The organism is Pantanalinema rosaneae CENA516 (genome assembly GCF_050753385.1).
GTDB classification, from domain to species: Bacteria; Cyanobacteriota; Cyanobacteriia; order Leptolyngbyales; family Leptolyngbyaceae; genus Pantanalinema; species Pantanalinema rosaneae.
The window spans coordinates 1-19,843 of record NZ_JBLZFZ010000067.1; the positions used below are offsets into that span (position 1 = coordinate 1).

General features: G+C 49.9%; 21 protein-coding genes. 14 read left to right on the top strand and 7 right to left on the bottom strand.

What is annotated here, in order from left to right; all coding sequences use genetic code 11:
* The coding region (locus tag ACN4EK_RS27080; protein ID WP_431661426.1) for a response regulator at positions 1-1,119 on the bottom strand (1,119 nt) is incomplete at its 3' end.
* 454 nt (positions 1,120-1,573) lie between these two features.
* On the opposite strand from ACN4EK_RS27080, the gene ACN4EK_RS27085 reads away from it, so the two are divergent.
* Positions 1,574-3,025, top strand: a complete 1,452-nt coding sequence (locus ACN4EK_RS27085; RefSeq protein WP_431661428.1) for a phosphoglucomutase/phosphomannomutase family protein — start codon at positions 1,574-1,576, stop codon at positions 3,023-3,025.
* A 294-nt stretch (positions 3,026-3,319) separates the two neighbouring features.
* Entirely contained in the window at positions 3,320-5,104 is a 1,785-nt protein-coding gene (locus ACN4EK_RS27090) for a HAMP domain-containing methyl-accepting chemotaxis protein (RefSeq protein ID WP_431661429.1), read from the top strand.
* On the opposite strand, the gene ACN4EK_RS27095 is transcribed toward ACN4EK_RS27090, so the two are convergent.
* Entirely contained in the window at positions 5,101-5,538 is a 438-nt protein-coding gene (locus tag ACN4EK_RS27095) for a type IV pilin protein (RefSeq protein WP_431661430.1), read from the bottom strand. The genes ACN4EK_RS27090 and ACN4EK_RS27095 overlap by 4 nt on opposite strands.
* A 272-nt stretch (positions 5,539-5,810) precedes the next feature.
* Positions 5,811-6,845, bottom strand: a complete 1,035-nt coding sequence (locus ACN4EK_RS27100; protein ID WP_431661431.1) for an amino acid ABC transporter permease — start codon at positions 6,843-6,845, stop codon at positions 5,811-5,813.
* Between the two features lie 198 nt (positions 6,846-7,043).
* On the opposite strand from ACN4EK_RS27100, the gene rplU reads away from it, so the two are divergent.
* Complete coding sequence (gene rplU, locus ACN4EK_RS27105) at positions 7,044-7,403, top strand: 50S ribosomal protein L21 (protein WP_431661432.1); 360 nt, start codon at positions 7,044-7,046, stop codon at positions 7,401-7,403.
* Between the two features lie 82 nt (positions 7,404-7,485).
* Entirely contained in the window at positions 7,486-7,764 is a 279-nt protein-coding gene (gene rpmA / locus ACN4EK_RS27110; RefSeq protein ID WP_431661433.1) for a 50S ribosomal protein L27, read from the top strand.
* Between the two features lie 145 nt (positions 7,765-7,909).
* Here the strand turns inward: rpmA and pntB are convergent, their stop codons facing one another.
* The gene (gene pntB / locus ACN4EK_RS27115) at positions 7,910-9,328 is read right to left on the bottom strand and encodes a Re/Si-specific NAD(P)(+) transhydrogenase subunit beta (protein WP_431661434.1); all 1,419 of its coding nucleotides are present in this window, start codon (positions 9,326-9,328) and stop codon (positions 7,910-7,912) included.
* Between the two features lie 95 nt (positions 9,329-9,423).
* Positions 9,424-11,040: a Re/Si-specific NAD(P)(+) transhydrogenase subunit alpha gene (pntA, locus tag ACN4EK_RS27120; protein ID WP_431661435.1), complete on the bottom strand. Its 1,617-nt coding sequence runs from the start codon at positions 11,038-11,040 to the stop codon at positions 9,424-9,426.
* Between the two features lie 501 nt (positions 11,041-11,541).
* On the opposite strand from pntA, the gene ACN4EK_RS27125 reads away from it, so the two are divergent.
* The 9 genes from ACN4EK_RS27125 to ACN4EK_RS27165 all read left to right on the top strand — a co-directional run bounded on the left by ACN4EK_RS27125 (position 11,542) and on the right by ACN4EK_RS27165 (position 17,975).
* A complete protein-coding gene (locus ACN4EK_RS27125; protein WP_431661436.1) occupies positions 11,542-12,069 on the top strand; it encodes a DUF2808 domain-containing protein in 528 nt (175 codons plus the stop codon).
* Positions 12,070-12,214: 145 nt separating this feature from the next.
* Complete coding sequence (gene rpmH / locus ACN4EK_RS27130) at positions 12,215-12,355, top strand: 50S ribosomal protein L34 (RefSeq protein ID WP_431661437.1); 141 nt, start codon at positions 12,215-12,217, stop codon at positions 12,353-12,355.
* A gap of 30 nt (positions 12,356-12,385) precedes the next feature.
* Entirely contained in the window at positions 12,386-12,805 is a 420-nt protein-coding gene (gene rnpA, locus ACN4EK_RS27135; RefSeq protein ID WP_431661438.1) for a ribonuclease P protein component, read from the top strand.
* Positions 12,792-13,190: a PH domain-containing protein gene (locus ACN4EK_RS27140; protein WP_431661440.1), complete on the top strand. Its 399-nt coding sequence runs from the start codon at positions 12,792-12,794 to the stop codon at positions 13,188-13,190. Before rnpA ends, ACN4EK_RS27140 begins: the two co-directional genes overlap by 14 nt.
* A gap of 104 nt (positions 13,191-13,294) precedes the next feature.
* Positions 13,295-14,452: a membrane protein insertase YidC gene (gene yidC / locus ACN4EK_RS27145; RefSeq protein ID WP_431661441.1), complete on the top strand. Its 1,158-nt coding sequence runs from the start codon at positions 13,295-13,297 to the stop codon at positions 14,450-14,452.
* Positions 14,453-14,540: 88 nt separating this feature from the next.
* The gene (locus tag ACN4EK_RS27150; protein ID WP_431661442.1) at positions 14,541-15,032 is read left to right on the top strand and encodes a Jag family protein; all 492 of its coding nucleotides are present in this window, start codon (positions 14,541-14,543) and stop codon (positions 15,030-15,032) included.
* A gap of 35 nt (positions 15,033-15,067) precedes the next feature.
* Positions 15,068-15,580, top strand: a complete 513-nt coding sequence (locus ACN4EK_RS27155; RefSeq protein WP_431661443.1) for a YceD family protein — start codon at positions 15,068-15,070, stop codon at positions 15,578-15,580.
* Between the two features lie 89 nt (positions 15,581-15,669).
* Positions 15,670-17,193: an AAA family ATPase gene (locus ACN4EK_RS27160; RefSeq protein WP_431661444.1), complete on the top strand. Its 1,524-nt coding sequence runs from the start codon at positions 15,670-15,672 to the stop codon at positions 17,191-17,193.
* A 464-nt stretch (positions 17,194-17,657) separates the two neighbouring features.
* Entirely contained in the window at positions 17,658-17,975 is a 318-nt protein-coding gene (locus ACN4EK_RS27165; protein WP_431661445.1) for a hypothetical protein, read from the top strand.
* A 45-nt stretch (positions 17,976-18,020) separates the two neighbouring features.
* On the opposite strand, the gene ACN4EK_RS27170 is transcribed toward ACN4EK_RS27165, so the two are convergent.
* Positions 18,021-18,863, bottom strand: a complete 843-nt coding sequence (locus ACN4EK_RS27170) for a M56 family metallopeptidase (RefSeq protein ID WP_431661446.1) — start codon at positions 18,861-18,863, stop codon at positions 18,021-18,023.
* Entirely contained in the window at positions 18,860-19,282 is a 423-nt protein-coding gene (locus ACN4EK_RS27175) for a BlaI/MecI/CopY family transcriptional regulator (RefSeq protein ID WP_431661447.1), read from the bottom strand. The genes ACN4EK_RS27170 and ACN4EK_RS27175 overlap by 4 nt, the downstream gene beginning before the upstream one ends.
* 166 nt (positions 19,283-19,448) lie before the next feature.
* Here ACN4EK_RS27175 and petJ point away from each other — a divergent pair, with 166 nt between their 5' ends.
* Positions 19,449-19,811, top strand: a complete 363-nt coding sequence (gene petJ, locus ACN4EK_RS27180) for a cytochrome c6 PetJ (RefSeq protein ID WP_431661448.1) — start codon at positions 19,449-19,451, stop codon at positions 19,809-19,811.
* The last annotated feature ends 32 nt before the right edge of the window (positions 19,812-19,843 follow it).

Consider the following 19,843-nt stretch of genomic DNA (forward strand, 5'->3'; position numbering starts at 1 on the left):
AGATGTGTATAAGAGACAGGGAGATAGGGAGGATGGGGGAGATGGGGAGGATTCAGATTGGTGCTGGTCAATGTCTTGGCGTAGACCAGCGAGTAGTTCGGGTAGGATTTTGAGTTGGTTGGGGCGGAGGGGCTGGGTGGCTTCGCGCAGGATATGTTCGATCTTGCGGGCAAGTTTAGAGCCATTGGCTAACCCAAAGCTACCTAAGGCACCAGCTAAGGAGTGGGCATCTTGTTCTGCCTGCTGGCGCAGTTCTTCAGTGATTTGATTATTGGTTAATGCCGCGATCGCCTGTTCTAACACCGCAAGTTGATTATGAATGCGGTCTTGAAACCGTTTCCACAGATCTGCGATCGCGGCGAGGGTTTGTTGCTGGGCTTCGGGATTCACAGGGGGCAGATCGGCTGACTTACCTGCCTTTTTTTTGGCTGTCGTCGTTGCTTCTTCCAGGGGTTTCAGTCGATAGCCAATGCCGTAGACCGTTTCGACTACATCAGTGGGTGCTCCGGCGGCTTTTAACTTTTGCCGCAGTCCTTTAATGTGAGTCCGAACGGCTTCCTCGCCGGGGGTATCCTCAAATGACCAGAGATGTTCCAAAATCATGGAACAGCTATAGACACGATGGTGATTGCGGAGAAATAGTTCTAATAAGGCATATTCTTTGGGAGTTAATGGCAATAACCGCGCCCCATAGCTGACCTCGCAGGTACTAGGATCAAGGCGCAAGTTGCCCCACTCCAACACTGGACTTGTGGCGGCTCCACCTCGGCGAAGGAGGGCACGAATCCGAGCCACCAGTTCCTCGGCATTAAAGGGCTTCACGACATAGTCATCAGCACCGGCATCTAGCCCGATCGCTTTATCGTGTCCGGTATCACGCCCGGTTAATAAGAGGATAGGCACCTGGATTCCCCGCGATCGCAGTCTCTGGCATAGACTGATGCCATCCAACTTCGGTAGCATGACATCCAACAAAATCAGGTCATAACTAAAAGACTCAACGAGTTCCCATCCAACTTCGCCATCGGCGGCTGTCTCTACGGCATAATTTTGGTCAGATAAAATACTGCCGAGGGCTTTGGCGGTGAACTCGTCATCTTCTACGATTAAAATGCGCATGATGCACTATGAATGAACAGTGAGGGGCAAAGCAGTTCCGGAGTGGAGTAATCTCTGTACGAATGGCTCTGACTTAAGGACACACTTAACTTTGATCGCCCCCTTTTCTGGTATGCCCGTAGGGCTTTAAGCCCCCAATTCTGGGGGACTTTGAGGTTCGGCTCCCCCAGAATTGGGGGTTGGGGGGCAGTTCGGATTGTTATTTCAGTGACATTCATCTCTGTACTAAAAAATTCCCCTGATTATGACTGGTTTGGTACAAAATCCTGACGATCGACGGATTTATTCCTATTTAACTGAATTCAGTAAATGGATGCATTTTACCCTGGCATTTCTCTGCGGTCGCTTGAGCTAATTCCCAAGCTTAAGCTAGACGAATAATAGCCGCAGGGTCAATTCTCCCCATACACTCAAAAGACAAGTCGTTAACGTTTTCCAGCGAGGCAGTTTGTTCATGAGCCATCCCTCTCCCCTATCCTCGATCGCGAGCGGCATTAAATTTGGTACTGATGGTTGGCGAGGGGTGATTGCCGCAGATTTCACCTGCGATCGCCTCAAACTAGTTGCCCCGATCGCCGCCCAGGTCTTAGCCGATACCTACGGCAGCACCACCCAAAATCGTTTAGTAATTGTGGGCTACGATCGGCGCTTTTTATCTGAGGAATTTGCTCAGATTACGGCTGAAGCAGTGCAACAGGCAGGCTTTGATGTGCTGCTATCCGATTGCTATGCCCCGACTCCGGCGTTTAGTTGGGCAGCAAAGCAATTTAATGCATTAGGAGCCTTAGTGATCACCGCCAGCCATAATCCTGGTAAGTATTCTGGGTTAAAGATCAAAAGTGCCTTTGGTGGCTCGGTACCGCCATCGGTTACCCACCAGGTAGAAGCCCAATTAACGGAACCACTTGCCCCCGCCGCTACTCCCGGTAAGCTAGAGATGTTTAATCCCTGGTTAGGATACTGTGAGGGGTTGCGTCCCAAGGTGAATATTGCCGCAATTCGGGAGACGATTCAGCAAGGACGGTTAACCGTGTTTGCCGATGTTATGCATGGAGCCGCCGCCGGTGGTTTGGAGCAATTACTCGAAGTGCCCATTCACGAAATTAATAGCGATCGCGATCCATTGTTTGAAGGAGGCGCACCGGAACCGTTACCCCGGTATTTAACCAAATTATCGCAGCAGGTTGCCCAGCATCAGGGATCAGAATTAACGGTAGGACTGGCATTTGATGGGGATAGCGATCGGATTGCGGCAATGGACAGCCAGGGCAATTTTCTCAGTTCCCAAATTTTAATTCCGATTCTGATCCAACATTTGGTGAAACATCACAACTTCCAGGGAGAAGTGGTGAAAACTCTGAGTGGCTCTGATTTAATGCCCAAAGTAGCGGCGTTACATGGTTTGTCGGTGTTTGAAACCGCGATCGGGTACAAATATATTGCCGATCGCATGTTAGAGACTCAAGTGCTACTGGGGGGTGAAGAATCCGGTGGCATTGGTTATGGCACTCATATCCCTGAGCGAGATGCTTTGTTGTCTGCATTGTATGTGTTAGAAGCGATCGTGCAGTTTGGAGCAGACTTAAGTGATCTGTATCGCCAGTTGCAAACCCGGTGTAATTTTGCTTCCGAGTACGATCGCATCGATCTGCCGTTAGCCAATATGGAAGTTCGGGCACGATTACTGAATCAACTGCAAACGCAACCTTTAACGGAGGTCGCGGGTCGCCAAGTGATTGATTGCAATACGGTAGATGGTTACAAATTACGGTTAGCCGATCAAAGTTGGTTGCTAATTCGCTTTAGTGGTACGGAACCGGTACTCCGACTTTATTGTGAGGCGGCAACGTTAGAAACGGTTCATGCCACCCTGAATTGGGCAAAAGAGTGGGCAAATAAAGCGTAATCAGAATTATTTCTAACGCGTTGAAATAATTTGATTGGGAGCGATCGTTTGATCATGAATCTGCTCCCTTTTTTGCTATATCAAAAATTTATTCAAATCAGTGATCCTCAGGATTCGCCAGTAATAGCTGACTGAATCATAGAGATTTGTGCTGCCTTGATTTTAACCAATCCCTCAACATCCGGCATTGCAAGTCAGGGTAAATCTAGACTTTAGACGATAGACTGACCAGCCGATTAACCCTCTAATCTAAAGAGTGATTATTCCTTGAGTTAGTTTTATAAAGAAAAAAATATGCTGAAGCAAATGTCCTTACAAATGCGGTTGACAATAGCATTTTTGTTCATGGGACTATTAGTGCTAGCGGTTGCCCTGGTGGGTTGGAGTGGTAATGCCAGACTTAGCGATCATATCAATACATTTAGTACCAACAGTTTGCCAAGCGTGATTGGGCTATGGAAGGTCAATGAAGGTAAAACCCAAGTTCAATCTTCGGAACGGGCTTTGCTGGATCCAAGTCTGGAATTATCTCAGCGACGAATTGAGCTAGCCAGAATTGAACGAGCCTGGAAGCAGATTGATGATGGATTTAGCCAGTATGAACCTGCTCCTAGAACCCCCGAAGAGGATATTCAATATAAGCAGCTTTTAATCGAATGGGATAACTGGAAACAACAGCATGAAGCGTTACTGAAACTCCATGATAAATTTCAGCAATTAGGCGTTTTAACCCCTGGCTTTCGGCAAGTGGAACTGCTCCAGCAGGGTAGACAGAACTCCCCCGAAATGCAAGCCGCGATCGCGGCCAGTGAGGTGTTAAAACAATTACGCGAGCGATCGCAACTAAATCAGCCACTTTTTGATGCCTTAACAGAATCAATTTTGGACATATTAAAGATTAATGATGAGACTGCCATGAAGACGCTCCAAATGGCGCAAGAGGATGTGACTCAAAGCACCTTTTGGGTCGTTTTAGGCATGGGTCTAGGGCCGCTGACTGCAATTGTTTTAGGCTTATTGATTGCTAAACAAATTTCTATTCCCGTAGTCCGTGTTGTTGGCATGGCAGAAAAAATTTCTGCTGGTGATTTAACAACCCAAATCCAGGCTGATGCCAAGCGAGGAGATGAAATTGGTAAACTGCTGGTGGCATTTCAAACCATGAGCGATCGCTTAAATGCTCTGATTAGTCGCATCCAACGATCAGGAATTCAAATTACAACGTCTGCAACTCAAGTGGCGGCTTCCGGTAGACAATTAGAAGCCACAATGACCGAACAGGTTGCGGCTACGCATCAGGTAGTGGCTACGGCAAAAGAGATTGCAGTTACCTCTAAAGAATTGCTGAATACGATGGAAGAAGTGACCACTTCCTCCCAAGCCACCACGATCGCCGCAACCGCCAGTCAACAAGATTTAAGTCGGATGGAAATGAGTATGCAGCGTTTTATGACGGCGACAAATTCGATCGCGACTAAACTAGGTGCCATTAGTGAGAAAGCGGATAGCATTAATACGATCGTATTGACCATTACAAAAGTCGCTGATCAAACGAATTTACTCTCTTTAAATGCAGCCATAGAAGCGGAAAAAGCGGGTGAGCATGGTTTTGGGTTTGCCGTTGTTGCCAGAGAGATTCGCCGTTTAGCTGATCAAACTGCGATCGCGACCTTGGATATTGAACAAATGGTCAAAGAAATGCAGTCATCCGTGTCTGCTGGAGTGATGGAAATGGATCGGTTTACGGCGGAAGTTGGGCGGAGTGTCATTGATGTCGCGACGATTTCCGAGCAGATGACTCAGATTATTGATCAGGTACAACACTTAACGCCTCGCTTTGAACTGGTGAATCAGGGCATGGATGCCCAAACTCAAGGAGCGCAACAAATTAGCGAAGCCATGATGCAGTTAAATAGTAGCTCTTTACAATCAACAGATTCTCTACGAGAGATTAATCTGGCGATTAAACAACTGAACCATGTGGCTCAAGAACTACGTCAAGAAATCTCTCGATTCCAGATCAGAATGGAACAACTTGAAGCAACTAATTCCTGGGAACCGTTAGTGATGCCGGTCTAGCGACAATAGGTAAAACGCCCCATAAAATTAGTCGCACCCGCCGCCCCTTCACATAATACAGATTGAGACACCGCTCCAACCGGAGTATTCTCAGTCCAAACTTTTCCCATATATCCGTTAAAGCCACGGGCTGGAATAGCGCTGGTTGTGATACCATTCACCCGATTTCCAGCTTGGTTTCTATGGTTAGAAAATCGTTGCATTGAGTAACTATACCGAACGTTATTCGGAATCTTTAAGCCAAGCTGAGCCAGATTTGTCGCATAGGTATTTTTTTCTAAAAAGTACGCCTGTTGCGATCGCAAAATCGCCCCGACATGGGATTGAGCCTCTGACTGTTGCGCCCGCTTAATTTGACCCGCAAAACCGGGAATTGCGATCGCCGCCAAGATTCCCATAATCACGAGCACAATGACCAATTCCAGAATAGTCATGCCCTGTTCCGGGTGAGAGGAAGAGCCGGTCGAACGCTGTCGAGTAGCGTAAAGTTTGCAAATCAGGAATTGAGTGACCATACATCACGCTTTAACATCGGGTGGTTTAGGCGATCGACGGCAGGCACAGTTAATGTGAGGCAATCAACTCGCCTCCATGCGCCCAATCACAGCACCTACACCCTTGTTACAGCCATCCGCCTGGTATCCCGGTGTTTTTATTTAAAGAGGAAATAAACTTTGGCAGATCTCTATAAGGTTTTGACTAATAGTTAATGCGACTTGACCTGTTCCAAGCGCCGACTGACGATCGACATCGTGTAGCAAAATAGCCAGTAAATTAGCCCCAAAAACAGAAATACTTCCGCATTGCGTCCTAAAAATTGCGGTTGTGCCAGAATCGATCGCCCCATTCCGGTTAACTCCAATAAGGCAAATAGAGATAGGAGCGATGTGTCTTTGAATAAGGAAATGAATTGCCCAACAATACTGGGAACGGCAATCCGGAGTGCTTGCGGTAACACAATCAGGATCAAGGTTTGGGGCAGATTCAATCCCAATGCTTTCGCCGCTTCCGTTTGTCCTCTAGGAATCGACTGCAACCCCCCACGCACATTTTCGGCAAGATAGGCGGCATTGAATAGCACTAATCCCGCGATCGCCCGCAGTACCCGATCTAACCGCCATTGCCCCGGTAGCACTAAGGGCAACATCACCTGTGCCATAAACAGAATGCCAATTAAAGGTAAGCCCCGGATGACTTCGATATAGACCGTACACGCCCCACGCAATACAGGTAAGGAACCCCGTCGTCCCAACGCCAGCAACACTCCCAGGGGGAATGCCAGCACGATACTAATCACCGACACGAACAGGGTGAGCAACAATCCGCCCCACAAATTGGTGCTGACGGGTGTTAGTCCTAATCCACCGCCAATCAACCACAAACTGAGTCCGGCGGCAATAGGTAGTAGCAGCAACATGACCTGCCGCAGTCGGGCTTTGATCGGTGAACGGTGCAGCGTCAGTTGAAACACCCATAATCCCATCAGCGCGACGACGATCGCGGCAACTCCACCCACTCGCCAAGCCAAATCTGCCGGATAGCGACCGATCAAGAACAATCGCAGGTTAGTCGTTACCACTGACCATTGGGCAGTCGTCGTGACCCACGTTGCGACCCCTGTGAACACCTGATAAATCACAACCAGACAGGCGATCGTCAGCAGGCTGTTGTACCAAGTATTAAATAGGTTTTTCCGCAGCCAGAAGATCACTGGATTGGAGGACGCAGGCGTAGGGGGCATCACAGTTCGCTGAGGTGGAACAACAAGACCGACTTTTGACTCTCCGACTGTATCCTGGGAACCCAGTCTAAACAATGCTTGACAAGGCTACGATCGAGTCGGCATACTGGTAAATTGTCGTCTATTCCTGCTCGGATCAGGTCAGACACAATTAAAGCCTTTACAGGCTACCTGTACGGCAATCTTTAGGGCAATTTCATGGCTTACGCAATTATTGAAACGGGCGGTAAACAACTTCGGGTCGAGCCAGGTCGGTTCTATGACGTGGAACGGTTAGCCGTAGAAGCAGATGGTTCGGTCAGCATCGATAAAGTGCTGTTTGTGCAGAATGACGGCGAAGTCACCATTGGGCAACCCTGGGTCGATGGAGCTACGGTAGAAGGTACGGTGATGCGGCACTTGCGTGGTCGCAAAGTCATCGTCTACAAAATGCGCCCGAAGAAGAAGACGCGCAAAAAGCAAGGTCATCGGCAGGAACTCACCCGGTTAATGATCACCAGCATCAATGTCGGTGGAACTGCGATCGCAACGGCAGCCGCCGCTGAAGCCGCTGAATAGGTTGTTCTGCTAAGGTGTCAGTAGGGCAATGTTAATCCTGACACGCTTAATATAGTCACGATCGTAAGGACGAGAGAAAACAATGGCTCATAAGAAAGGGACAGGTAGTACACGGAACGGACGGGATTCGAATGCCCAACGGTTAGGTGTCAAACGGTATGGTGGACAAATTGTTAAAGCTGGGAATATTTTGGTACGGCAACGGGGCACCAAGATCCATCCCGGCAACAATGTCGGACGGGGAAATGATGATACGCTGTTTGCCCTGGTGCCTGGGATTGTAACCTTTGAACCGTATGGGAAGAACCGGAAAAAGGTCAGCGTCTATCCGGTAGCGGCGGCAGCAGCAGCGGAAGCATAATCATTGTCTCCGATAGAAACGTCGATCGACAAAGCTGTCCAATTAGTTTGGGCAGCTTCTTTTTAGGTGAATTTTTGCCACAAAAAACGATCGCCCTTCCCGAGAAAGACGATCGCAGCACAGAGACTTGATTGGCAATGCCAGGTTAGGCGCGGCTCGTTGCCAGTTCTGCCCGACTATTGAACTTCGCTACCAGAGCATCGACATTCTTCTTGGCATCCCCAAATAACATCCGCGTGTTTTCTTTGTAGAACACAGGATTATCAACGCCCGCATAGCCACTGGCCATACTTCGCTTCATAATCACAACTGTGCCTGCCTTCCACACTTCCAGGACGGGCATTCCCGCGATCGGGCTATTTGGGTCATCCATGGCACTGGAGTTCACGGTGTCATTCGCACCAACGACTAACACCACATCGGTTTCCGGGAAGTCTTCGTTAATTTCCTCCATTTCCAGCACGATGTCGTAGGGCACATTCGCTTCTGCCAACAGCACATTCATGTGTCCCGGCATCCGTCCCGCTACCGGGTGAATGCCAAACCGAACTTTCGTACCGCGATCACGGAGATATTTGGTAATTTGGGAGATTGGGTACTGAGCCTGGGCAACTGCCATGCCATATCCCGGCACAATGATGACGCTCTTGGCGTTTTCTAGCAGTTCGGCGGTATCTTCCACGTTGGCTTCAGTCACCGTTCCCGTCGGTTGGGCGCTCTGGCCTGTTCCTGTTGCACCAGCTCCGAATCCGCCCATAATCACACTAATAAACGAACGGTTCATGGCGCGGCACATAATGTAGCTGAGGATTGCCCCGCTACTACCCACCAGTGCCCCGGTAATAATCAACAGGTCATTCGAGAGCATGAATCCGGCGGCGGCAGCAGCCCAACCCGAATAGCTGTTGAGCATCGAGATCACGACGGGCATATCGGCTCCCCCGATCGCCATCACCAGATGCAGACCCAACACACCCGCGATCGCACTCATGGCAATTAGCGATTGCAGCCCGGTGAGTAAACTGCCACCCATAAACTCTATACCTAACCAAATGCAAGCCAGCAGCATGACCAGGTTCAGCAAGTGACGGGCAGGCAGAGTTAACGGCTTACTGCTGAGGATGCCGCGCAGCTTGCCAAAGGCAATAATTGAGCCTGTAAAGGTAATCGCCCCAATAAACACGCCAATGTAGATCTCAATCTCATGGATAGTTGCCTCTACGCCCTGGAGGGAAGCATCGGGACTGAGGTAATTGGCAAATCCGACCAGCACAGCGGCTAAACCGACAAAGCTATGGAGAATTGCCACCAGTTCCGGCATGGAGGTCATGGCAACCCGAGACGCGAGGATAGCACCCACGATCGCGCCGGGTAAAACGACTCCTGTGAGCAAGCCATAGGCACTGACACTACTAACGGCAGTGGCAATGAAAGCAATCAGCATTCCAGCGATACCAAACACATTGCCTTTCCGGGCAGTTTCCTGGTTGGACAATCCCGCCAGACTGAGGATAAATAATGCACTTGCCGCAATATAGGCAACGGTCAGAAGATTATTTGACATAGACCTTCTAGTTCAAGGTGTAAATGGGATGAGGCAGGTGGGGCAGGGGAGGAGTCGGAGCTTGACTACCCCATGCTTGATTCCTTGACAGATGCTTAGCGCTGGAACATCTTCAGCATTCGTTGGGTTACCAGGAAGCCACCGGAAATATTAATCGTGCCAATCAAAATGGCGATCGCGCCCAGAATGGTCGTGGCAGAGTTGAGCGATCCAGAAATCTGCAACATACCGCCAATGATGATAATGCCGCTAATTGCATTCGTTACGCTCATTAAGGGCGTATGTAGGGCGGGGGTGACATTCCAGATCACCTGCCAACCGACGAAACAGGCCAGCACAAACACCGTGAAGTGGGAGAGGAAAGAGGGGGGAGCGACGCTGCCAAGCCCAAATAGCAAGGCGGCGATCAATCCCATCCACACTAATCCCATATTGACCTGGGAGGTCTTCTCAGGAGTGGCGGCGACTACAGTTGGAGTAGCGGCAGGCTGGGGCGGGGCGGGTGGTGTGGCAGGCTTAGGCGGGGGATAGGTAATCGCGCCATTGTGCAGGACTAATGCTCCCCGAATCACCTCATCATCCAGATCCACTTTGTAGCCCTCGGCTCCACCCATGTCTTCCAGCAGATAGCACAGGTTCTTGCCATACAGTTGGCTGGCTTGGTTCGCCATCCGGCTTGGCAGATCGGTTAACCCGATAATCGTCACTCCATGATGCTGGCAGACTTCTCCTGGCTGGGTAACTTCACAGTTGCCACCTTGCTCGGCTGCCATATCCACCACGACAGAGCCTTCTTTCATGCTCTCTACCATGTCACGGGTAATCAAAATGGGAGCCCGTTTACCCGGAATCAGTGCCGTGGTGATGATGATATCGACTTCTTTCGCCTGGGCTGCAAACAACGCCATTTCCGCATCAATAAACTCTTTGCTCATGACTTTGGCATAGCCACCTTCGCCTGTGCCGTCTTCCGCAAACTGAAGTTCTAAAAACTCGGCTCCCAGACTCTGCACCTGTTCTTTCACCACCGGGCGGGTATCAAAGGCTCGAACGATCGCCCCTAAGCTTCTGGCAGTGCCGATCGCCGCGAGTCCCGCAACTCCAGCGCCAATAATCAGCACTTTGGCAGGGGGAACTTTACCGGCGGCAGTAATTTGTCCGGTAAAAAAGCGACCAAACCGATTTGCTGCTTCAATTACTGCCCGATATCCAGCAATATTTGCCATCGAGCTAAGGGCATCCAGCTTTTGGGCGCGGCTGATCCGAGGGACGGCATCCATCGCCAGCACCGTTGCCTGACGCTGAGCTAACTGATCGAGCAATTCTGCATTTTGGGCGGGATAAATGAAACTAATTAATGTTCCACCCTCTTTCAGCAATTCCGTCTCATGCTTGCCAACGGTTGGGTGCATCTGAGGGGGACGCACCTTGAGAACCAGATCGGCTTCACTCCACAGAGTCGGAGCATCAGCAACAATCTGGCATCCAACCTGCTGATATGCTTCGTCAGAAAAGTTAGCTGCCTCGCCAGCCTGGTGTTCGATCAAGACCTCAAACCCCAGTTTTTGAAGAATTTTGGCGGTATCTGGAGTCGCTGCCACTCGACACTCGTTCGGAAAAACTTCCTTAGGAATGCCAATCTTGCGGTGTGTTTTGTCTTCAGCAAGATGTTGTTCGTCTTCAGCAGCTTGTTTGTCAATCGCTATAGTCATTGGCTCTCACGACTCTACTATCAATGCTTAGGTGAATTATCTGTAGCAGGAAGCAGACAGACTGCCTTAACCATTCTTTCCAGGACTATGTCCTAGTGAAAAATTCAGGCAGGTTAGCAACTACAAAAAACCTTTAATTTCAACCCACCGCAATACAAATTCACAACTTCCGATCTTCTGCAAACTGTTTTCAGGCAACGATCCTAAAGTTGATTCCCCTATAGTCCCTATGATCTTTAACTTATCTTATGATTTAGATTTATCTAAATAAAAATTTCTTTATAAACGTTCAATATTGGCGTAAGGCTGAACTACCGCCGTTCAGCTTGATGGAACTTTTAGAGCAGCAGATCGTCTGCCTGAAAAGCTCTACAGTTCAGGTAAATTGCTACCCTAGAGTGGCGAACCAATGAGTGATCTTACTCATGAATGCCTGCTAGAGTTTTAAGATTAAGGTGTAGTGAAGTGTCGAACAACCTCTGCCAATTGGGGAAAAGGCTTATGTCTTCTAGTTCTCGGATGCAATACGTGGTTTCTAGCCTCATCGCAGGCTGTCTGGCAGTGGGAATTCCTGCTATGAGTTTTGCTCAGGGCTTGCCCGGACTAACGATTTTCGGTGGAGTTAAGGGTGAGGATAACTTGAGCTATCGCCTGGACTATGGCGGTAGACCGAATGGTTGGGATCGGTATCGCTTGAGAATCCCTGCCAAAAAAATGAAGCTGGCCGTTGCCCAATTTGCTATTTCGTATCCTGATTACTTCAAGGGCACGTTCAACCCCAAGATGATTGAAGTGCGGGTTAAAGATAAAGCGGTTCCTTTACAGGAGGTCAACTGGAATAAAGAGAACCATCTATTGGAAATCTTTCCTAAAGAACCGATTCCCGCCGGTAGCAGCGTAGAAATTTGGCTCCAAGATGTAAAAAACCCCGGTTTTGGCGGGATGTTCTACTTCAACTGCCAAATCCTGTCGCCTGGAGATGTGCCGCTACTCCGCTACTTAGGCACCTGGGTAATTCAAATTTCCTAATCAGTCAGCAGCAATGATGGATGGGGTAAGTTGAATAGACTTAGCCCATTCCATTTTCGTTCGCCTATCGCGGCAACCTAATGATATAATCGTACACTGTGACTTTTTTGGAACCTCCATTGGGACGCGATCGGAGAATATAGTTATGACTCAACGGACATTAGGCGGAACTTGTCGGAAGCGTAAAAGAACCTCTGGCTTTCGGGCTCGGATGCGTACCAAGAATGGTCGGCGGGTGCTAAAGGCTCGCAGAAGCAAGGGACGGGTACGGTTAGCGGTTGCCTAACCATCACCAATTTAGGGAAGCGGGGTTGATGTGGGGTTGCCGAGGGCGCATCGCCTGAAGTTGCGGCGAGATTTTGACCTGGTTTACCAACGGGGAACTCGCCTGAGAGGCAAACATCTGACGCTCAGGCGGCTACGCCAAGCGCTGTCGATCGCCGATCGCCCGAATCAAACTACCCCAGGTGTGCCTCCTCTACCTCGCCACTCCGTTAAACCGGGAACCCGCATTGGCATTTCTATTAGCCAGAAAGTCCATAAGCGAGCCGTAGTCCGCAATCGCATTAAGCGGCAGTTGCGGGCGGCATTTCGTCAGCTATTGCCTCGCTTGGCTCAAGGGTGGGATTTAGTGATTACCGTCCATCCCCAGGCGCTGCAATGCGATTATCAGCAATTTCTGCAAGAATTAGAGCAGTTGCTAACAGACGCTGAGGTGCTAGATGGGTATTCGTGAAGAAGTCTACTACGAGGGTGGACCTCACATCGGCGATTTAATTATTAATATTTTGCTGGGGTTTACGGTAATCTGTCTGCCCCTCACCATTGGTGCGATCGTGCGGGCTTTGTGGTTGCGCTATCGCATTACCGATCGCCGGATATCGGTCACGGGCGGTTGGATGGGTCGCGATCGTTCCGATATCATCTACTCAGAAGTCGCCAAAGTGGTGACTGTGCCCAGAGGGATTGGGAGTTGGGGCGATATGGTGATAACCCTCAAGGATGGTAGCCGTTTGGAACTGCGGGCGGTACCTAAATTCCGCGAGGTTTATAGTTACATCAACGAGAAGCTATCCCCCCGCGCCCAACAGGCAAGTGGCTCACTGGGTAGTCAGGGATGATCCAGAAAAAGAGTTCATTGTCGGCAACAGCCTGTATGTTGGGGTCGATATTTGGATAGACTTAGATTCAGAAAACTCGAAGAACGAGGGTCAGGTTAGAGCGAATGGACTTTGGTATTGGGTTTCTTTCCAACAATGTAATGCTGCCGATCCTGGATTTTTTCTATGGGATCGTGCCGAGCTATGGTCTGGCGATCGTGGCTTTAACACTGGTTATTCGCTTCGCGTTGTACCCTCTCAGCGCTGGTTCCATTCGGAATATGCGCCGGATGAAGGTGGTTCAGCCGATCATGCAGAAGCGCCAGCAAGAGATCCGGGAGCGCTACAAAAATGATCCTGCCAAGCAGCAGGAAGAAATGGCAAAGGTCATGCAAGAGTTGGGCAACCCCCTGGCTGGCTGTCTGCCCCTCCTCTTCCAGATGCCAGTTCTGTTCGCTCTATTCGCTACCCTGCGGGGATCACCTTTCTCGGATGTCCCCTACACCTTGAATTTTCAAATTCTGCCGCAAGAACAGATTGAGCAAATTCAGCCGCAAGCTTTTACCAGTAGTCCCCAAAACATCTACTTAACCGATGGGATTCATGCGCGGGTATCGGCGATCGTTCCGGGTGGCACTAAATTAGCGGTGGGTGAAACTACCACGGTCGAATACCAGACGCTTGAAGGCAAACCGTTAAAAGCATTATTAGAAGATTACCCAGATACCAAAGCCAAGCTAACGCCAAAATTGGAAGTGGTGAACGGGGCGGAGCGGGTCAAGATTAATGCCGATGGCACGATCGCAGCCCTCCAGCCAGGTGATGTCACGATCAAAGGGATTGTTCCGGGTCTGGCGGCGGACAAAGGCTTCCTCTTCATTGATGCGTTGGGACGGGTCGGCGCTATTGATGCCGATGGCACGATCCACTGGGATATTGTGGGGATGATTATCTTCTTTGGGATCAGCATCTATGTCAACCAACTGCTGTCGGGTCAAGGCCCCAGCTCTAACCCCAGTCAGGATACGGTTAATAAGATTACGCCAATCATTTTTTCAGGCATGTTTCTGTTCTTCCCACTGCCTGCCGGGGTGTTGATGTATATGGTGATTGCCAATATCTTCCAAACCCTGCAAACCTTCATTCTGTCTCGCGAAGCACTGCCGGAAGAAATCCAAAAGATTGTGGATGCCGAAACTAAGACGGTAGATGTGAAAGCAACGGGCAAAACTGCTATTCCGTTTGAGCCGGGTAGCCGGACGAAGAAGAAGGCTCAAAGCTAGTACCCTGTCAGAAGTCGTTTGGGGGTTGTAGCCTTCAAACGATTTCTCTGTGCTTCCAACTACTCGATCAATTGACATGGTACTTGTTATGGACAGCAGTCAAATACAGCGCGGGCAGCAGTGGTTACAGGAGTTTTTGCAGTTGGCAGGGGTTCCGGCAGCAGTCAAAACAGAAATGAGTTCGGCGATCGGAGAATCGAGTTGCTGGTTGACGATCGACGAAACGAAACTTACCCCCGAACAAATTCAAGGACTGACGGGTGAGAACGGGGCGGTGATTGATTCGGTGCAATATCTGGCGAATACGATTCTGAATATTGGCGTAGAACCAGATCAGCAGGGAGCATTTACCATTGACTTAGATGGCTATCGTCAGCGGCGCTATGCGGAGTTGCAAGCGATTGCCGATCGTGCGGCTGAACGAGTGCGGGAAACGGGGACAGAGTACGAATTACAGTCGCTATCCGCCGCAGAACGACGACAGTTACATACATTATTGAAAGAGTGCCCGGATCTAGAAACCTACAGTCGGGGGCAGGAACCCGATCGACGGCTGGTGGTGAAGTTACGGGAGAGCTAAGTCCTCCGTCGGGGACTTGAAGAAGGTGAAAGAGCATGGAGTCAATTTATATTCCTCGCCTGACTAGGGCACCCAACCGCACTGAGCGGATTGATTTTAGTGAACCGATCGTGGGGCTGGAAACACTAACGCCAGTGCAGGGCTGGATTCAGGTAGTCCACCAGGGGAACTATCTGGAGGTATCCGCCAAAGCCGAGGCGATCGTCACGTTAAGTTGTCATCGCTGTTTGCAACAGTATAACTATCGGCTATCGATCGCTCCGACTGAATTAATTTGGTTGAGTGAAACACCGGATAACCATGATTTAGCCTTGTTAGAACAGGATATTTCGTCCGACGAGCTGATTGAAACGTTGCCGCCTCAAGGCTACTTTGAGCCAGCCACCTGGCTGTACGAACAACTGTGTTTGGAACTGCCCCAACGCCAACTCTGTGACCAGAACTGCCAGGGCATTGAAGTGCAGAACTCGACCCCAACGACTCCAGCGATCGATCGTCGGTGGGCATCGTTGGAATCCTTAAAAAATCAACTTTCCGATCGGAACTAGCAACTCAAACGGAAAACGGCACAATGGAAGGAGTGCAATGTTAAGTCAACGTTGAGAACTCCTGAGTTTGCGGTTTTAAAATTTCTACTATGAGCTTTAATGACGAATTTGAGTTGCTACTGCGGGCACGTTATCCGCTGATTTATATTCCGACGCACGAAGAAGAACGGATTGAAGCCACGATCGCGCAAGCGGCAGCCCGGTTAGGAAATCGAGCTGTTTACATTTGGGATTTTGTCGATGGCTATGAGGGCAATCCTAACGATCGCGGCTTTGGGAAGCGTAATCCGCTGCAAGCCCTGGAATTTGTAGAAAAATTACCGGATTCGGCGGCGGCAGTTTTTATTCTGCGAGACTTCCATCGGTTTTTGGAGGATGTTTCGGTATCCCGTAAACTACGAAATTTAGCCCGACGACTGAAGTCTCAGCCGAAAAATATTGTCATCATCGCGGCTCAAATCACGATTCCCGATGAGTTAAGTGAAGCGATCACGATTCTGGAGTTTCCCTTACCCAACGGTTTAGAAATTCGGGATGAGATCAAGCGGCTGATTGATGCGCCAGGTAAAGCGATCGATAATCGGGCGCTGGATGATTTGATTCGTTCCTGCCAGGGCTTATCGATCGAGCGAATTCGGCGGGTTCTGGCGCGGGCGATCGCCACGCATGGTGAATTACGGGGTGAGGATGTTGATCTGATTCTGGAAGAAAAACGCCAGACAATTCGCCAAACCCAAATTCTGGACTTTTACCCGACTACTGCTAATATTTCTGACATTGGTGGTTTAGATAACCTGAAAGATTGGCTATTACGCCGGGGTGGCGCATTTTCGGAACGGGCGCGGGAATATGGTCTGCCCCATCCCCGAGGGCTGCTATTAGTGGGGATTCAGGGAACGGGTAAATCGCTGACCGCTAAGGCGATCGCCCACCACTGGCATTTACCGCTCCTGCGCCTGGATGTGGGACGGTTGTTTGCCGAATTAGTGGGACAATCCGAATCGCGCACTCGCCAAATGATCCAGCTTGCCGAAGCGTTAGCGCCCTGCGTGTTATGGATTGACGAAATTGATAAGGCTTTTGCTGGAGCCGATGGCAAGGGGGATAGCGGTACAACAAGCCGGGTGTTTGGCACGTTCATTACCTGGTTAGCCGAAAAGACCTCTCCGGTCTTCGTCGTAGCGACGGCGAACAACATCCGGGCTTTACCACCAGAAATGTTGCGGAAAGGGCGGTTTGACGAGATCTTTTTCGTAGGCTTACCGAGCCATGAAGAACGCCGCGCTATCTTTGAAGTCCATTTAGCCCGACTGCGATCGTATCGCTTAAAGGACTATGACCTCGATCGACTTGCCTATGAAACTCCGGATTTTTCCGGAGCCGAGATTGAACAAACGATCGTGGAAGCCATGCATATTGGGTTTAGCCAGGATCGAGAATTTACGACCGATGACATTTTGGAAGCGGCAAGTCAAATTGTGCCTTTGGCACGAACCGCACAGGAACAGATTCACCTCTTGCAAGAGTGGGCAGCATCTGGCAAAGCTCGATTAGCCTCCAAGCACAATAGTTTGAGCCAACGCATTCAACGGCAGATTCAGCAACCCGATTAGTTGACGAGATCAAGGTTGCTGAACTTAAGGCAGAAGGCGGGCTGGGCGACTCAGTGAGATTGGGAGCCGATCGGGTGATTTGGTGCTCATCCCGATCAAAGGTCGTTAAGATCTGGACGGAGGAGGCATGTCGCGGGTGGCCAACAGTAGGCTAAAGAGGTTGAACGAACTAGTGGCAACTTACCTGAAGTAGGACCTGATACCCCAGTCAATTCGCTGGGGTATTTTTCTGGATAAACAAGGAAAAAGTTCCAATTTTACGCCGGATTCCGCCAAATTTTTAGTAGTATCCTGATTAGTGGGGCATAAGTGTGATTAAATCTTTCAGGTAGTCACTAAATCCGCCAGTTGGTGTAGTTGAGTTAATACATCTAGAGGACGTTAGGGATTAACACATTTGGCAAACTAAAGGTGTTCTAGACGATCGCAAAAAGGAGGTTAAAGCCATGCAGGGGATTAAAACTATGACCAATCTTCTGGTTTCTGCTTTATCAACATCAAATTCCTCGCGATCGAGTAGTCCGAGTCGGCAAATTCACCCCCCATCCCTTCCTCAGAAGACAACTCAAGGCTATATTGATGGCTATACCTATCGGCGGGTTGCCAGCCGTGCCGAAGCCGTCACAGCAATTAGAGGCTTTTATAGAACTTTTCTGGGTCGTGATGCAGAGGTGCATGATCTTCAGGCTTACCTCCAGCAATGGCAGCACGGACGATCGCTGAGAAGCATTCGGGATGAAATTGCTAATAGCTATGAAGCCCAGAAAGGTCGTTGGGAATAATCCTGTGCCACCGGGAAGGGTGATTGCATCCTGATGGCACAAAATCTAGCTATGGAACGGAATGATCACCAGGGGCAGTAAGGTCATCCCTAGCCATGCCCACGCCCACCAGTTAGTTGAGTCGGCGTTAGGAGCTTCTGTTAATAAGGCATCAATCCGTTCTGTCAGGCGATCGCGTAATGCTAGATCGCCAAAGGCGGCCGCGAGTTCGGGTTGTATAGTGGGAGTGCTAACCACCGTTAGAAGGGCTTCTGCCAGTAGTAAACTATCAACCTGTTGGGCTGCCCAGCGATCTGCTCGCAGTTCTCGCAACAATAATAATTCTTGCCAGAGGGCATCGGTTTGAGGAAGCCAACTGGTTAACCGCCGCAACCATCCTAGACCGAAGAACCAGAAGGTATCTCGATAGTGAAAATGCGCCTGCTCATGGACTAATACCGCTTCCAGGTGATCGTGGGTGAGCAATTGCAATAGCCCTTGACTGACCACCAGTTCTGGTCGCCAGAAGCCTACCTGTGCCACAAAGGGATAGGCACTATTTAGCAACCGACTGGGTTTGCCTTTTACGTCGATTTTGGTATAGGTGCGTACCTGCTGGATCGATCGCCAAGCCTGCCAGGCCAGACCAAGCAGTAGCAGTAATGCCATGATCAGAAACCCACAGACTAAGCCGTAACTCAGCCAGCCTTCCCACCAGTACACCATTTGTCCTTGAGGACCCATTGCCAACACAGCGATCGCCGTGGTCAAGAGCAATACGGGGGGAAATAGGAAGTATGCTAACGCTTGCTGCCACCGCTGTGACCAATCTCCAGACGCTCGAAACCATTGACAGCGGACTGCCCAGGCAACCAGGAGTCCAATCAGAATCATTGCTAGATGCATCATGGCTGCTCCTCCCTGGCGCGACGAACCGCTTGCAACCGTTGCGCGATCGCTTCTAGTTGCTCAACACTGGCTTGATCCAGGTGATCGGCAAACGCCGCGACCACATCAGGATTCCCGATCGCCAAAAATTGATTCAACTGCTCATACGCCAGTAGGGCTTGGGCTTCGGAGCGAGACACGAGGGGTCGCCAGATAAAACTCCGTCCCTGCTTTTCCCGAGCTAACCAGCCTTTCTTCGTCAGGCGATTCAGCACAGTGGTCACAGAGGTATAGGCAAGTTCACGATCGGGGTCTGCCAGAATCTGCTCATGCACATCTTTGACACTGGCGGTATTGAGCGTCCAGAGAATCTGGAGAATTTCAGTTTCTAACGGCCCTAACGATAACTGTCGGGGGCGATGATGGGGAAGAGACACCATAGCAGCTAAGTACCTGAATCTTTCACCAGAATATCGTTGTTTAGGCATTTGCGAACCTACCCGATCGACCTCCTAACTTCGACAGCCTGTCTATTGACGCTAACGATGGACAGACAGACAATAATGGCACACTCTAACGAACTGCCGAGTAAAAGAGGACACACCCTTGAACACGATCGGATTCAAACGGATATTCACGTTCCTGTTGCTAACCCTAGCTGTCTTCAGCGTTACCTTTGTACGACCTGCGTTTGCCGATGAAGCCGATACCTTGCGGTTAGGAGCCAAGGTGTTTGGGGCAAATTGTGCGGCCTGTCACCTCAATGGCAATAATGTTGTGATGGCAAACAAGAATTTGAAGCAGGCGGCATTGAAGGAATATGGCATGGACTCGCAGCAGGCGATCGTCACCCAAGTGACTAACGGGAAGAATGCCATGCCTGCCTTTAAAGGTCGCTTAAGTGACGAGGAAATTCAGGCTGTGGCAAGTTATGTCCTGGCTCAATCTGAGCGCGATTGGAAACCTTAACCCCTGCATAACTTCAGCCCAACTCTCTGGTG

Excerpts from the sequence above, each read along its gene's own strand:
- ACN4EK_RS27085 (WP_431661428.1), top strand. The coding sequence starts at position 1,574 with ATGAGCCATCCCTCTCCCCTATCCTCGATCGCGAGCGGCATTAAATTT.
- ACN4EK_RS27155 (WP_431661443.1), top strand. The coding sequence starts at position 15,068 with ATGGAGTCAATTTATATTCCTCGCCTGACTAGGGCACCCAACCGCACT.
- ACN4EK_RS27100 (WP_431661431.1), bottom strand. The coding sequence starts at position 6,845 with ATGCCCCCTACGCCTGCGTCCTCCAATCCAGTGATCTTCTGGCTGCGG.
- rpmA (WP_431661433.1), top strand. The coding sequence starts at position 7,486 with ATGGCTCATAAGAAAGGGACAGGTAGTACACGGAACGGACGGGATTCG.
- ACN4EK_RS27170 (WP_431661446.1), bottom strand. The coding sequence starts at position 18,863 with ATGATGCATCTAGCAATGATTCTGATTGGACTCCTGGTTGCCTGGGCA.
- pntA (WP_431661435.1), bottom strand. The coding sequence starts at position 11,040 with ATGACTATAGCGATTGACAAACAAGCTGCTGAAGACGAACAACATCTT.
- ACN4EK_RS27165 (WP_431661445.1), top strand. The coding sequence starts at position 17,658 with ATGACCAATCTTCTGGTTTCTGCTTTATCAACATCAAATTCCTCGCGA.
- ACN4EK_RS27160 (WP_431661444.1), top strand. The coding sequence starts at position 15,670 with ATGAGCTTTAATGACGAATTTGAGTTGCTACTGCGGGCACGTTATCCG.
- ACN4EK_RS27090 (WP_431661429.1), top strand. The coding sequence starts at position 3,320 with ATGCTGAAGCAAATGTCCTTACAAATGCGGTTGACAATAGCATTTTTG.
- yidC (WP_431661441.1), top strand. The coding sequence starts at position 13,295 with ATGGACTTTGGTATTGGGTTTCTTTCCAACAATGTAATGCTGCCGATC.
- pntB (WP_431661434.1), bottom strand. The coding sequence starts at position 9,328 with ATGTCAAATAATCTTCTGACCGTTGCCTATATTGCGGCAAGTGCATTA.
- ACN4EK_RS27095 (WP_431661430.1), bottom strand. The coding sequence starts at position 5,538 with ATGACTATTCTGGAATTGGTCATTGTGCTCGTGATTATGGGAATCTTG.
- ACN4EK_RS27140 (WP_431661440.1), top strand. The coding sequence starts at position 12,792 with ATGGGTATTCGTGAAGAAGTCTACTACGAGGGTGGACCTCACATCGGC.
- rpmH (WP_431661437.1), top strand. The coding sequence starts at position 12,215 with ATGACTCAACGGACATTAGGCGGAACTTGTCGGAAGCGTAAAAGAACC.
- ACN4EK_RS27175 (WP_431661447.1), bottom strand. The coding sequence starts at position 19,282 with ATGGTGTCTCTTCCCCATCATCGCCCCCGACAGTTATCGTTAGGGCCG.
- ACN4EK_RS27125 (WP_431661436.1), top strand. The coding sequence starts at position 11,542 with ATGTCTTCTAGTTCTCGGATGCAATACGTGGTTTCTAGCCTCATCGCA.
- rplU (WP_431661432.1), top strand. The coding sequence starts at position 7,044 with ATGGCTTACGCAATTATTGAAACGGGCGGTAAACAACTTCGGGTCGAG.
- ACN4EK_RS27150 (WP_431661442.1), top strand. The coding sequence starts at position 14,541 with ATGGACAGCAGTCAAATACAGCGCGGGCAGCAGTGGTTACAGGAGTTT.